The 14,563-nt window shown below is 41.3% G+C and carries 13 protein-coding genes; all 13 read left to right on the top strand.

Translation table 11 applies throughout. The annotated features are described in order from the left end of the window. The first annotated feature begins 437 nt into the window (after positions 1–437). The 13 genes from ACYVHJ_RS04915 to ACYVHJ_RS04855 all read left to right on the top strand — a co-directional run bounded on the left by ACYVHJ_RS04915 (position 438) and on the right by ACYVHJ_RS04855 (position 14,322). Positions 438–965, top strand: a complete 528-nt coding sequence (locus ACYVHJ_RS04915; protein ID WP_460513079.1) for a hypothetical protein — start codon at positions 438–440, stop codon at positions 963–965. 48 nt (positions 966–1,013) lie between these two features. Next, on the top strand, positions 1,014–1,448 hold the full coding sequence (locus ACYVHJ_RS04910; protein ID WP_460513077.1) for a hypothetical protein: 435 nt from the start codon (positions 1,014–1,016) through the stop codon (positions 1,446–1,448). A 6-nt stretch (positions 1,449–1,454) separates the two neighbouring features. Beyond that, a complete protein-coding gene (locus ACYVHJ_RS04905) occupies positions 1,455–2,789 on the top strand; it encodes a WD40/YVTN/BNR-like repeat-containing protein (RefSeq protein WP_460513075.1) in 1,335 nt (444 codons plus the stop codon). 2 nt (positions 2,790–2,791) lie between these two features. After that, positions 2,792–5,713, top strand: coding sequence for a phage head spike fiber domain-containing protein (locus ACYVHJ_RS04900; protein ID WP_460513073.1), 2,922 nt, complete (start codon positions 2,792–2,794; stop codon positions 5,711–5,713). Positions 5,714–5,769: 56 nt separating this feature from the next. Then, positions 5,770–6,714, top strand: coding sequence for a S49 family peptidase (locus ACYVHJ_RS04895; protein ID WP_460513071.1), 945 nt, complete (start codon positions 5,770–5,772; stop codon positions 6,712–6,714). An 11-nt stretch (positions 6,715–6,725) separates the two neighbouring features. Beyond that, the gene (locus tag ACYVHJ_RS04890) at positions 6,726–8,297 is read left to right on the top strand and encodes a hypothetical protein (protein ID WP_460513069.1); all 1,572 of its coding nucleotides are present in this window, start codon (positions 6,726–6,728) and stop codon (positions 8,295–8,297) included. A 15-nt stretch (positions 8,298–8,312) separates the two neighbouring features. Beyond that, positions 8,313–8,876, top strand: a complete 564-nt coding sequence (locus tag ACYVHJ_RS04885; protein WP_460513067.1) for a hypothetical protein — start codon at positions 8,313–8,315, stop codon at positions 8,874–8,876. 75 nt (positions 8,877–8,951) lie between these two features. Next, positions 8,952–9,875 (top strand): hypothetical protein, encoded by a 924-nt coding sequence (locus ACYVHJ_RS04880; RefSeq protein ID WP_460513065.1) that lies wholly within the window; start codon positions 8,952–8,954, stop codon positions 9,873–9,875. After that, a complete protein-coding gene (locus ACYVHJ_RS04875) occupies positions 9,875–10,552 on the top strand; it encodes a hypothetical protein (protein ID WP_460513063.1) in 678 nt (225 codons plus the stop codon). The genes ACYVHJ_RS04880 and ACYVHJ_RS04875 overlap by 1 nt, the downstream gene beginning before the upstream one ends. Then, the gene (locus ACYVHJ_RS04870; RefSeq protein ID WP_460513061.1) at positions 10,549–11,136 is read left to right on the top strand and encodes a phospholipase D-like domain-containing protein; all 588 of its coding nucleotides are present in this window, start codon (positions 10,549–10,551) and stop codon (positions 11,134–11,136) included. Before ACYVHJ_RS04875 ends, ACYVHJ_RS04870 begins: the two co-directional genes overlap by 4 nt. Positions 11,137–11,394: 258 nt before the next feature. Beyond that, a complete protein-coding gene (locus ACYVHJ_RS04865) occupies positions 11,395–11,628 on the top strand; it encodes a hypothetical protein (protein WP_460513059.1) in 234 nt (77 codons plus the stop codon). Positions 11,629–11,672: 44 nt separating this feature from the next. Beyond that, positions 11,673–12,605: a hypothetical protein gene (locus ACYVHJ_RS04860; protein WP_460513057.1), complete on the top strand. Its 933-nt coding sequence runs from the start codon at positions 11,673–11,675 to the stop codon at positions 12,603–12,605. Beyond that, a complete protein-coding gene (locus ACYVHJ_RS04855; RefSeq protein WP_460513054.1) occupies positions 12,571–14,322 on the top strand; it encodes a hypothetical protein in 1,752 nt (583 codons plus the stop codon). Before ACYVHJ_RS04860 ends, ACYVHJ_RS04855 begins: the two co-directional genes overlap by 35 nt. The last annotated feature ends 241 nt before the right edge of the window (positions 14,323–14,563 follow it).

Genomic DNA, 14,563 nt, shown 5'->3' with positions numbered 1-14,563 from the left:
TCAAGGACCAAGTATGGCCGCCCTTTCTGCCTTTCCTTCCCCCATTAAAATCTTAATTTACACTAAATTTTTGTAACTCTGTAACTAAAGAATGAAAACTATATAAATACCCCTGAAAATCAACAAAATATTTGGTTACAAACAGTGATTATTTTTAGTAACAAAAAGCGATAGGTTACAAAAATGTTTGTAACCAAAAAATACCAAATTTTAGGTTACAAAAATCTGTAACGGCCACATCTTTTTATGATTCAAAATGTAACTTGGTAAGTTCTTGAAAAATAAGATAATAGAATCAAAAGGCTACATGGATACAGGGTTACATATTTTTCTAGCTTAATTTATATTAGTCTGTTTTGAACTTTTGTATATTATTTTCTCAAAAAGAGATAATATTGCGATAAATGGGAGAATTGATTAAATTGTTAAAAAAAACAATGGACATTCAGCTCACCATCTCCAAGCCTTTATTGCTGGCATATCTTGATTTTCTTTTTCCAAAAGATGATTCGGGAATATATACTGTGGGTCGTACCAGCGATTTTGGTAAGGTGCTTTGTAGTTTCGTGCGGTATACCAGCGAGAAACCTAATCACCTTCCTGATGCGGTTCAATTGACTCTTCCTCGTTCAGATGGTCTTAAAAATGCGTCCAACTACTATTTATACTATTCCAGAGAAGATCTTGTAAGGATCAATGACCTTTTAGATGTGTTTTTTCACATAGATTTTGACCGCTATTACCTGAAGGGGAAAAAATTGGGGATGTTACAAAAGGATATCATTGAGTCCTTCATTGTAACCAGGAAGCTTGCCAATTTACTACATGACCATGAGACTCTAAAAAAGAAAGAATATAGGGATGAGATGAAGTTGCTAAAGCAGCGATGTAATATGCTCGTGCGAAAAGCATACTACAGGAATGAGAAGATTGAAAGAGGAATGGAGGATATTCTTATTAATTAATTATAAAATATTTCGTAAAAATCGGGGAATCGCCTAAAAAATAATTTCATGCTAGGACCAATCAACCATATATGCAGGGTGCGCTATGCTTCCATCAATGATGTAGCGCAGTATAGCTCCAGTCCTGTAGGTGGTGTAATGGTGTCTGCTGCATGGCAAGAACTGGCCATCAGTAAGCCTCCTAATCTTACCATCAGTGAAGAACATAGCAAAGCAGGTCGAAGCTATACCAGTACTTTTCGCACCTGGTTGAAAGAGCGTCGAATGATAACAGCTCCGGTGATCATTCGAATGGATTTCAGTGATGGCAAACCTACGCTTATTATAGGCAGTATTGATCATCCTGTATTTATTACAGAGGATCACAGCCTGACACAGAAAAACCTTCAATTCACCCATAAATTTTGGGCTTATCCGTTCAAGCTTGTCAATGTTAGCGGAACGGGGATTTTCACACCTGAATTTACACAAGAGTTTACTTAAAAAGTCATGACAGCGCTATCCGACAATCAACTAATTGCTAAGGCTAATTCCATCGGTAATAAGACCGAAGAAAACACCATAGATCCTAATATGGTGGCTCAGATGTTTAGAGAATTAATTTTGAGCAAATACAATAAGGACCAACCTCTTCCGGTAGGTCCACAAGGCCCTCAAGGGGTACAAGGTCCTGCGGGTTCTCCGGATACCGGTGCCATGATCGTGGATAAGCTCAAAGCCATAGATAATGAAGAGGAAAAGCTCCCTTCATCAGCATTACAAGGTACGCCAATGAATGACCTTCATTTTTTTCATAATAAGGAAATAGGTGCCTGGGAAATCATTAGAGAGGATGTTCCTAGCAAGGAAGGTATGGGATTTATGGCGGGGGCTGATTTGTGGAAATATGAGGCATCTGCAATTCAAGGACGGAAAGCCAAGGTATTTACTTTTTCTGAAACTGCGGACACAAAGGAGGTAAGCTTTAGGAAAATTATTGGTAGGAATGGGTATTTCTATGCGGTAAGTAGCTCAGGTGGCAGCAATAGGTTTTACATTTCTTCGGAAGGGAAAGTTTTCCTCGAAGGAGGGGATACCGGTTACCTCGAGTATTATGGCTTTGATATCTCAGACTGGGGAACCATCATTCTGGTAGGTAGATCTGGCGGCCCGGATAATATTCGGCGCAGTGAAGATGGAGGACGCACCTTTACCACCATTACAGCTCCCGGTACTTATGAATTTATTGATGTCACATTTATCGCCAATGGAAGATGGGTAGCATGCGCCCGAACAGGTGAGGCAGTTTATAGTATTGATGATGGGGTGACCTGGTTAGCTGCCACAGTAGACGGAGCGAATGCTTTCCGAGGAGTAGCCTATAATGAGGGCACGGTAGTGTTGGTTTCCAGTGATGGAACAAATAGAGTGCAGCTTTCAAATGATTTAGGAGAAACGTTTACTTCCACTTCACCTTCTACCAATAGGTATTTTTCAGGTGTAGCATTTTTTAAGGGGAAAATTATTCTACGGAGAGGTGGTACATCTTCCGGTGGCTATGTGACGGTAAGTACAGATAAAGGCTTGACATGGGAAGAGAAATTACCTCCTGAAGACAGTAATCAAGAAACCTCCGGAATGGCTGTCATAGGCGATTACCTGTACCTGTATGGTGCCAATGGTTTTATTATCCGTAGTTCTGATTTGGAATCCTATGAAGTGATCCCCTCAGGGACTACCAATAAAATATCAGCTATGGGTTGGACCATGATAAATGGGTTTCCGGTGGCCATGTTCGGTTGTGACACAGGTGACAATGAAGACCGTGTATTTAGCACCCTGTAATTATGAATTTTAAACATCCCATCACTCATACGGAGGATATTCGTACAGTAGCTGAAATTGCATCTGGCGTTGCTGAGTACAATCAATATTATATACTTCCGGACAATTGCGAAAACGATGACAATGTAGGGAAAGTAAATTTTCTGTGGTCGCACCAGAAATTTTACAATAGAAAGTTTGGCACTTCAATCATGGATGGATCCTATACATTTACTATTGTAGGAGGTAATGGAGACGGTGCATTCTCGATCGGGCATAACAGTGGGGAACTTTATATTGATAATGCTTCGCTCTTTACATCATCAAGGTTACTTACTGTAAGGGTGAAGCTATTTGAATCCTATTATCAGGATACAATTTGCAAGATTGATAGAATTGCAGCAACAGATTGTGTTTTCTTCGATAGTGGGGTAAGCGGTAACTCCGGATCGGGAACCAAAGCAGATCCTTACTCCGGATGGTCGGCACATTTTTACGGAGGAGACTTAATAGAATGGGGAACCGCAGGAAAATATTATTTATGGAAGCGCGGACAAACCTTTGAAGACTGGACGAAAATAAGAAACCCATTAGTAGAAGGGGTAAGGCCTGACTACATTACGCTTGGGGCCTATGGTAAAGGTGACAGACCCAAAATAAATGGAAGTAATAACGCTACAAGCGAGCGGTTTTGTGATGTTTCGGACTCCAGGTTAAACGGAACGAGTTATACGGCTACCAGTAACCCCGAAATGGTTGCCTATAATGTCCGGATCATGGATATAGAAACCACTTTTGACGGAAATGGAAGTTGGTATCCTTATCAGGTGGGAATGTATGGGAAAGGATTGAGGTTTCACAGACTTAAATCTTCCATGGTAACAGTTTGGGAAGATGGCTTCTTCTGGGTGAAAAACAATCCAGGTTCTGTGGGGGCCGGAAATATTGAGGCACTTTTTCAAGATATAGAAACGTATGACAGTAAATACCGGGGGATTAAATTTGAATCGGGCGGTATCATGGGAAGGAATTTTCGCTGTTATACTTCATTGTCAGATACAGAAACGCCATTAAGTCCTGCCAATGCTCCCTACGTTGACCTGAAATATATTGATCAGCAAGTAAGCGATAATCAACGTGGCTTAGGCATGCAGATCAGGGCCACCCAACATGTCATCCAATGGGCCTACCTGAAAGGTTACCGTGATGCCATGAATCCTTTTCGTCATGAGGCCCATAACGGCCTGGATGATAGTTACCGGTTAAAAAACTCAGGCTTTAAGCATATCCTAATTGACGGTTGTACCCGAAATATTGGTCAGTTTGTAAGCAATGGAGGGGATAAGGTGCCTAGAGATAATTTCTTTAGTCATATAGATGTGATCAATTCCGAGAATGTGAGTTTTGGACTCCATATTCATGAAGATGCAGAGAATACGCTGATAGAAATGTGTAACCTTGGGAATACTCCTGGTATAGTTGTTTTTGGCGATGCTTCCGGAACCCAGATCCGTAATTGTACCATTCCGGGAGTTATAGACAGGCGTTCGCCTGTAACCATCATTAACTCGGTTTATGGTAACTTGGTAGGTGTTGGTGGTGGCTTCGTGATCAGTAGTATTTCTCCACTGCAAGAGGCGTTCTTTAAGAATATGCAAGCTAAGGACTACCGGCCAGCTGAAGGTTCTGTTTTGATTGGAGCAGGGACGGATATTGATTTGGAATTTGACCTTGATGGGAATGATGTGCCAGGCGCTCCTTCTATTGGTGCTTATGAATACATTGAAACAGATCCGGACCCCGACCCTGATCCCAATCCTATCCCAGATCCTGAGCCGGTACCCGGTAAGGTATTTTACAGAGGTATCAGGTTCGTAACATTAAGTGATAGGTATGGAGAGGCAATATTCAATGCCTATAAACGGGTCAAGATTACAGATGCCAAGATGGGTGCTAGGCTTGCAGACGTAAAGCCAATAGTGGATAAAATATTAGCTTTTGGCTGGGATATGTTAAATGTACCCTTTGCAAATAAAGGAAATCAGCTTTATAGTCTTATCGGTCCTGACCTAACCGTGACTGGTGGCGGTGGTGGAAGCCGCTTTGACTGGGATAGATTATTACAGACCCAACTACCCGACAATCAGCCCCGGTTTACTTTTAATCCGGACACGGGGATTTTCGAAGGTGTGTTTTTGGAGGTTGAGTCAACGAACGAAATTGATGTTAGTCAAGGGGATGTTCAAGTACCAAGTCCATGGGGTAACTTAAATTGTTTTGAAATGAATAATTCATATGCTATTCAAGAATTAACATTTCATGGGAAACATACCGTTTCAGCTTTATTTAAAAGAGCTGACGGGGCAGGTATAAACTTCAGTGAATCAACATCAGGTTCAGGGGCATATGATGTTGTCTTTTTTATAAATGGGCTGCCGGGTAATGGGGCTGGTGCTTATAATCAGATAGAATTTTTCGAAAGAAAGGAAATCGGGCAAGGATGGGTCCAAGTTAATGTAATTACGGAACATAACCCCTCTTTTTCTAATTCTGCATTTTACATAAGGAACTCATCTGGAAACCCTGTCTATGTTTCTTTAGTGGACGATAAAAGAGGTGATTATTTGACCTCTTATATAAACACAACTGGATCTCCGGTTACTCGTCCTGCTGATCAGTACACTATGCCAGGGCTTATCGACACATCCGGCCCTTATTCATTATTCGAAATTAGGAATAGGTCATGTATTTTGAAATATGTCATTCCTGCCTCAGGAGTAATGAAAACTTATCAAGATGGAGTCTACATGGGGGAAGAGTCCATTTCTCCAACTGAAGATTATGAAATTCTATCCGAGGGTTCAGATAAAGTGCTTGCCTTTGGCTACTACTCAGGAGTTCTTACTGAGTCAGATAGGTTACATAGGTCTAATTTGATGGACTAGGGCTGTCCTTTGCCCTGAAATTGTATGTTGGTAAACTTGTGTCAAACAAGCATGTAATGACAAAACTAGCAGCTAACTGGCAATTTCTTCTAATGAATCAGATCCTACGGGGTAAGTATTTTATGCGTCCGGAGATAGCTCTGGGCTTGGGAATGCAGGCTTCTGAGGTACTCAATAAGGTGGATCGAAATTCCAGACAAAAAAGGTCTATCAACCTCTCCACCATGAGCATTTCAGGTGTGGAAAGTTCCCGCCTGATGATGGATTTGGATGATGAGGGGGAAGAGGATAAGGACTCCGGAAATATCTATGATGGTGCTCCTGAAGGCTCCGTGGCCATGGTTCCCATCAAGGGGAACATGATGAAATACGGCACCATGTGCGAATACGGCATGGTGGAGATAGCCGAATACATTACAACAGCTGCGGTTCATAAGAATATTGGCGCCATCGTCCTAGACATAGATACAGGAGGTGGTGGTGTGGATGCCATAGCACCCATCGTGGACGCCGTTAATCTCGCTAGAGCCAACGGAAAACCTGTAGTCGCTTCTGTAGACATGGCTTGTTCGGCTGGCTACTGGGCTGCATCTGTTTGTGACTACATCGTCGCTGATAACAATATCAGCTCGGAAGTAGGATCCATTGGCGTGATGTGTACCTTTCACGATTTGCAGGGATACTACGAAAAGGAAGGCATCAAAGTACATCACATCTACAGCTCAGAGAGCGAAAACAAGAATGAAGCCTTTCACCTGGCACTTAAAGGCGAATATGATCTCATCAAAGAGTCTGAGTTGGATCCTCTTGCTAGGAGTTTCCAGAACGCCATCAAAACAAATAGAGCAGGGAAATTGGATCTTTCCGCAAAAGGAATGCTCAATGGTAAAACTTACTTCTCAGACGAAGCCCTGCAAATCGGGCTTATAGACAGAGTAGGCAGCAAATCAACGGCTATAGACATAGCCCTGGCAAAGTCTCACGTAAAGCAATACCTATAAATTTTTAAAGCATGTTTAAAAAAATGAAAGCCATTGTACTCGGCTTATTGGGGATCAAGGAATTCTCAAAAGATGAGTCCGGTAACCTTACACTTTCTGTAGAGGAAAGCAATGTGATTGCCGATGTGCTTGGTCAGCCATTTGTTGACAAATTCAGGGAGGCCATGGCTCAGGAAAGCGTGGATCCGCAACCGCTCCTAGATGCGATAACGGATCACAATGCCACCCAGAACAGTGAGCAACTTACAGCACTACAAACACAGCTGGACCAGGCAAATAAAGACAAAGAAAGGCTACAAGCCAGTATCCTACAGCTAAGTAATGATCCGGAACCAGAAACAACGGCATTGGTAACAAATATGCCTAGAAAACAAGGGGTAAAGTCCATTATGAAAGTGGATATGAGCAAACCCCACTATCAGGCACTTTCAGGTTTCTTGAAGAGCGGATACATGGCTGCAGGGGCCACAATAAATGTGGATGATTTGATGTCTGAGTTTGGTACTTACCTGAGTCAAGGGTCGAATAATTTTGCAATGCTTGATAGTATCTTCAATGGGTTTACTTCCTCAAAACTATTCACTGAAGAGCCGGCTGTTACTGAATTTAGGTCTGTTATGCCATTGATCACTTCTGTTTCACAGCAGTTTGTGAACAAATGGACACCAAGCGGGGAATCCAAATTCGAACCAATGAAGATCCAAAACCGAAGGCATAAGCTCAATGTACCGATTATTCCTTCAAATGTTTTGACTTCCTATATTTTCAAGTTGTATAGAGAAAATCTGGCAGTAGATCAAATGCCAATTTTTTACTACATCTGGCAAAACTTGATTTATCCTCAATTGATGCAAGACATTGAATTAAGGATGATCTGGAAAGGGAGATTTGAGGAATTGCCTTGGAGTGGTGTTTCCGAAGGGGACCCAGGACAAGCTCCTGAAAAATCCATGGATGGAGCCGAGACTATTGTGGCTGATAATTTTGAAGCAGGTAACCCTAACAAAATGAACTACTTTGACGGAGGCAACTTCGATTGGTTTACAGCTACTGATGAGGAAGTACTGGAATTTGTTGCTGAGTATGATGCTTGGATGGCACCTATCTTTCAGTCAATGGTTTTCCCTGTATTGTGCTCTAAGGACGTTTGGAGAAGGTATCGAAGGGCCTACAAAAACATTTGGGGTGAAAAGTCCGGGACCGAAAACCACAACTTTGGATCAAATGCTATTGATTTCTCTAATAAGTACTTGGTACCTGTGGATGGCATGTATGGTTCTCCGGATCTAATTGCAACGCCTCCTGTTAATTTGGTGAAGTTGAGACACATCAACGGGGTGCCTGCCGTGGTGAATGATGTCCAGAAAAAGGATTATGAAGCCAGAATATTTGGAGAGTACTGGATGGGTGCAGGTTATCAATATGGGCCAATGGTATTTGCATACCATAAGCCTGGATACGACCCGCATTCTTTGGTAACATCTGTATATGGAGATCATGATGATTTTCAGCAATTCAAGGGAACTGATCCTAACAAGTCAGTTAATAGCTTTGGTAGTGGATCTGCAGGAGCAGGCATTTAAAAGAAAGGAGGAATTATGACTTACGTAAAAGTATCAATACCAAAAAATAGAGTGGGGGCAGGCTCTCCCAAGCCAAAGGAGCCTAATGTAATATTCATGCTTTCTGAGGAGGTGGAATCCATGCCAGCCAAAAATGGTGTGGTCTCCACCTCATCGATAGTAATGAAGGAAGGCAAGAAAGGGATGGCTGTATACCTCAATCCAAAATCCATCAATCGCTTTGATTCCTCTGAAGGGGAAGCCAGTGAGGAAATGGCAGGTTGGATTAGCAACTTTGAAGGAAAGCGGCCTGGTGATGATGAGCACTTTGCAGCATGGCTTCAGGAGCACCTAAATGAAGGTTTCTTGATCATGAGCAAAGAATGTGGTGATGCTAAAGGTGTAAGGCTTCAAGGGACTCCTTGTAATCCCCTCTTCATGTCCGTGACAGGTCAGGATAACACTGAAGGGATAAGCAGTACACTTACTTTCGCCTCAGGACAGCAATCCTTCAATAAGATGATCCATTACAGGCATGATGATCCCCCTGTATATGATCCTCCGTCAGATGGCAGTGGATCCGGTGGATCAGGAATCTAATTTAAATCAATCAGGCGTAGCCCTCCGGCCCGGACATCCGGACGGAGGGCTTTTTATTTTAATCCAATACATATTATGAATACCAAGAATCAAAAAAAAGATACAGATGTAAAGAAAAAGGGAGCATCTGTAGATGAAATTGTAACTAGTGAGCAGGATAAAATTGAAAATGCACCTAAGTCCAAAGCCAGTACAAAGAAATCTACACCAAAAAAAAAGACTGTGGACAATGCGCAGAATGCTGCTGCAGTAAAAAAGGCTAATGCAACAAGTATTGTGATTCCCTATCTGGCAGGTAAGGCTAAAGGTGAAGAGCTTCTCTATGCTGTTCGCGCCTGGGCAAAGCATTTTTCTGAAGGAAATGTGGTGATTATTGGAGACAAGCCACCTTGGGCAAGTAATGAATTGCAGCACATTCCACACAAGCCACAAAGCAAAAACCCTCAGATAGATGTGGCTCATAAGATGATAGCAGCAATCGCTTCTGATAAGGTGAGTGATGTATTTATCTGGACCAATGATGATATTTATACCTTATGTCCGGTGGAGATTGCGGATATTATTACATTGAAAGCACACGGTAAACTTTTAAAACGTGGTGTTGCCAATGGTATTTATGCAGAAAACTGTCAAAACACAGTAAAGGCCCTAAAAAAGGAGGGAATTACTGATCCTTTTGATTACGCTACTCATACGCCCGTGGTGATGGAAAAAAGTAGTTTGGCAAAGGTGGTTACACACTATAGTTGTGATAAAGAGGGGCACCTTATTTATTCGCTTTATGCTAATTCGATTTTTCCGGATTACAGACCGATCATTACTAAAAATGATGGCAGTGGATCCATCTGTGCAAGTGTATATCGAGGCAATCCAGATCCCAAAATCCTTAAGCGAGTAATAGCTACAAGGAAGTGGTTAAATAACAATGATGCTGGTTGGAAAGCAGTGGAGCCTCAATTGAAAGTTTTATTTTCAGACAAATGTAGGTTTGAAAAGTAATGGAAAAGGCTAATGTATACCAATGGCTTAAGGCCGGAGCTCCTCTGAGTGAGGGGCTTCGGCTTTTTGCTGAGGTTGCTGGAGAAAGACATCCATTCACAAGTCTTATCAGACACAACCATCAAGTGGCCTACCCCATCTTAATTCGTGAGTTGGCCTTTCGTTCTGGAATCAGCCTAAGCGAAGTCAGACGCATTCGGCAGGAGAAGGGAACCTTCCGAGAAAACTGGCCCTTTCTTTCTGATCCAGCCTGTCCTCCTGAACTTAAAGTCCTAGCTGCTGACAAGATCACTGCTTATTGGAGCTATGTTCGAGCTCATGAGCAGCTTTTCGACTGTGTTAGTCGTGAGGAGCAACTGGCCACGGTGAAAATGCTAATGGATAACTACAAGGAAAACAAAGCGATCATAGCAGAATTTGTCCACTACAAGGAGCATGGTATTGTCTTGGGTAAACATTCGGTTTTTAAGGAAATGAAAGCTCTGGAAAAACTTCGGGAATTGGGACCGATAGACCTTATCAAAATGGAAGAACGCTTGGAGCATAACCTTTGGCGTATAGAAAATGAATTGAAAAAAAACAGAAAACCCCATCTCCGGGCGGAGAGAGAAAGGCGAATACGGATTAAAAAACGTCAATTGGAGGAAGTAAGGAGATTGATCAAACAGTTTAAATGAAATTATTTAATGTCAATGAACTGGTTCCGTCCAGGACAACAGAAGGCAAGGAAGAAAAGGCCATGTTGCATTCTTCGAAATTTGAAAGCAAACACCTATCCAAAATAGCCTCTCTCAAGCAGTTAATTGGTAATTTGCCAGAAAGTGGGGAAGCCTATTTTTTATACACACTAAAAAGTTTCAATGCTTTCACATTTATTACTTATGTCATCAAGCACTGTGGTGAAATAGATCATTTGACCTTTAGTACTTACTCTATAAATGAGAGGATTCTTTCCAGTCTGTTGAGATGGTATGATAAGGGGAGTATTAAGAAAATTAGCATGTCCATATCTGATTCTATCAAGCACAGAATGCCAAAGGTATATGACTTGATAGAATTGCAAAAAAGAGAAAGGGACTTTGAAGTAAAGTACTGCTGGAACCACAGTAAAATTACACTCATTGCTAGCCAGGGGAATTATTTTGTGATTGAGGGAAGTGGGAATTTTTCGGAAAATGCTATGCACGAACAATATGTATTTATTAATGATAAGGGGGTTTATATGTTTAGAATGAGCTGTATAATGAGTATTGAATTGTGAATTGTATTAGTTAATCATCTAAAAATTTAATAATTAAATAATTCAATTAATTTAGTAAAAGATCATGTTAAATTTATTTAAAATAAAAAAAATGCAAAATATATACATTAAAATGTTGTTTAAAGATTAATGGTTGGTTAATTTTGGTTTATAGTTTAATGAAGAGAGTAGGCGGTTAAAAAGGACTAAAAAAATTGCCCAAAATATCCTCATAATTTCCGTCTCCTAGATATTGCGGGCTTATAACAGCAATTTGATATGGCAGAAAAAAGGCGTAAGCGTTTGGTTCTATTAGGAGAACAGGTTGAATTATTACACATGTTTGAGCGAGATTTTCTCCCCTATGTCTTGACCCTGGGGAAGATTTGTGTTTTGATTCGCTCTATTCCGATTTTGAATAGATATGTGAGCAAGGATGAGGTGCAGCATCTCTTGGTCATCAAAGATTTTTTTAGAAAGTGTAGGGAATTAAAAAATCAAAAGGCAGATTAATCGGATGTCCTTCCTTTACCAAGGGAGGACATTTATTTTTGAATATGAGTTTTTCGTTTCCATTGGATGATGAGCGTATTGCCGAACTGGAAAACCTGGCTTCCTTAGGGTATAGCCTGGAACAAATGTCGCTTTACTTTGACGTAGACAAATACTTTTTTATAGAAACGGCACAAGATGTAAATAGTAAGGTTTATTACCATATCCAACGTGGACAGCTAATGTCAGTGGCAAAAGAGCAGATGGCTCTTTTAGGGGACGCCGAGAAGGGGAATGTAACAGCCTCTCAGCAGCTTGGCAAGATTAGAAGGTCTAGGGGATGGAATATTTCCAAAATGGATATTTTTGGTGGAGCCTTAGATAAAAATAGACTCCGTAAACTGGAAAATTATATTCAGGGAGGCAGTGTAAATGATCTGAAAAATGAAGAGCAAATTTACCTTGAGGCTCTGACATTAATAAACTCCCTGAGCCGGAAATATGGTCGTAGGAATACGGTAAAGTTTTTTACCAGGGCTCCCTGGAATTTACAACATAGGAGAGCTTCTGAAATGTACGATGAGGCCGTTACGCTTTTTTATACCAATAGAAATGTTGAGAAGAAAGCACTGCGGAATATGTATGCAGACCAAATGGATGAGGCTGCACTAATTGTTAGAGATAACGCTGAATCTTCCAAAGATTGGGAGGTTTATGGAAACCTGACAGAGAAAGCGTACAAAATGCGAGGATTAGATAAGGAGGATCCTAAAAAGCTGGATAAAGGCGTGTATCTCAAGCCTCTCAGGTATTATTCCCTTGACTCAACGGTGGTAGGGCTTCCGGAGATCAATCGGCAGGAGCTGGCCAGCCAGATTGAAGCCCTGGAAATCCCTGAACGAGAAAAGTCCCGATTAAGAATGGAAGCCAATATGGAGCAAATCAAAATAGAAGAAAGACTTAATGAGCTGGAGAAGGAAGCCCAAGGCGGAGAGTAAAGGAGTTGACCGGGTATTTGCTAACTGGCTCAGCCAGTTGTGCATGATGATTCTGCCTAAGAGTTTGGCTATGGTGGCGGGTCGAGGATCTTCCAAGACTACAGATATTCAAGTCGAGCGTTTAATTGAAATGGTCTATGATATGCCGGGGGCTCCGGTTGCCTGGGTAGCTGATACCTATGCCAACCTGCAAAAGAACGTACTCAGAACGGTGAAAGAAGGCCTAAAGGCAAAAGGATTAATCGAGAATATACACTATGTGATTGGGAAACGACCTCCGGAAGTGAATCCCGAAGAATTGACAGATTTGCCAGAAAACATCAAAGAACATTTTTGGAAACCATACAATGAACTGGCCAGCTACAATCATACCTTTACCTTTTTTACCGGTTTTAACATCACCTTTGGTTCCCTGGATCGTCCTGCGTCATTGGCCGGTGGTAACTATGTGCATGTCTTTGGGGATGAGGTAAAGTACTTCCGAAAGGAAAGGATTTTGAACCTGCAGAAAGCAATCCGTGGGATGCGTGTAAAATATGGTAACTCTGTATTCTATCGAGGGCATACCTTCACCACAGATATGCCCAATGTGGACCACGTGGGAGAATATGACTGGATCCTGGAAAGAGGGACTCGGATGAATGCTGCTGCCTTGTTAAGGGTACTCAAGACAGCTATAGTAGCCAATGAATCCCTTGGGGAATACTTTGCTGCCTGTGAGTCTGGAGATACTGAAGAAATCATCAAAAAGAAAAGGGTCTGGCAGCGATGGACAGAAAGATGGGTGGCCACCCGTCTGGTAAAAGAAGCCCAACACTTGTTCTATATTGCCAGTTCTTATGTGAATGTCGATATTTTAACGCCCGAGTGGTTTGAAGATGCCTTTAATGATGATTTTATAGACGCCAAGACTACAGTGCTGAGTTTGAAACCAAGCCCTGAGACAGGGGAGTTGTTCTATGCCAATCTAGGAGAACGACATTTCTATATGGACGGTACCAGTCCTGACTGGGAATTACGCTTTGGGCTTCAGGATGAAGAAGATTGTAGAATCCTCAAGTATCATGATCGCCGAAAAGCCATAGACATGGGATTGGATTTTGGTAATATGAATTCCATGACCCTGGCTCAGGAATTAGGGAAGTTTTATCGGGTTCAGAAATTCATTTATACGCTTTCACCTGAGTGGATTCGGGAACTGGCAGACAAGTTTCTGGCCTTCTACAGGCCCCATCGAGAAAAGACCATTTATTTGTATTATGATAGAGCCGCCAATAACTATAAAAAGGCGGGGCAGGATCTGGCTACTCAGTTGAAGAATGCCCTGGAAAAAGACAGTGAGGGGAAGCCAACCGGCTGGAAAGTAATCTTGATGAGTGAAGGGCAAGGAAATATTGGACAGCCTGAAGAGTATAACTTTATGATGGAGCTTTTCCAAGGGCATAATCGCAAGTTACCAAAAGTGATGATAGACTATTTTCACTGTAAGCCATTGAGATCTTCCTTGCAACTGGCCAAAACCAAAAAGCGAACGGACCGAGGCAGAAATATTATAGGCAAAGATAAAAAGAGCGAACAGCTTCCCATCCATCGCCTTCCTCTGGAGAGTACCAATCCCTCAGATAGTTTTAAGTATCTGATGATGCGTAAAACCTGGAGAAGACATGTAAGAGGAGCGAAGAAACCTGAAGTGGGAATTGCGAGTGTTAGGGGTTAGGTTTAAATGTTTTTGACGCATAGATTGAACTTTTTTTCACATTAATTTGTATTCAATATACTATTAAATATTGAATTAAGATCTTGACATGATACCAACAATGATAATTCTATATTTATGTAGATTTTTTTCCAAAATTTTAATAAAATTTTTAACAACTAAAATTAAATTTATTATGAAGAAGACGTTTAAAATGTTGAAAAAAGGTAGTATTAGGATTTTAGATTATTTTGTTTATATT

Source organism: Cyclobacterium sediminis, from assembly GCF_054781075.1.
This window is presented reverse-complemented; position numbering and strand designations above follow the sequence as displayed.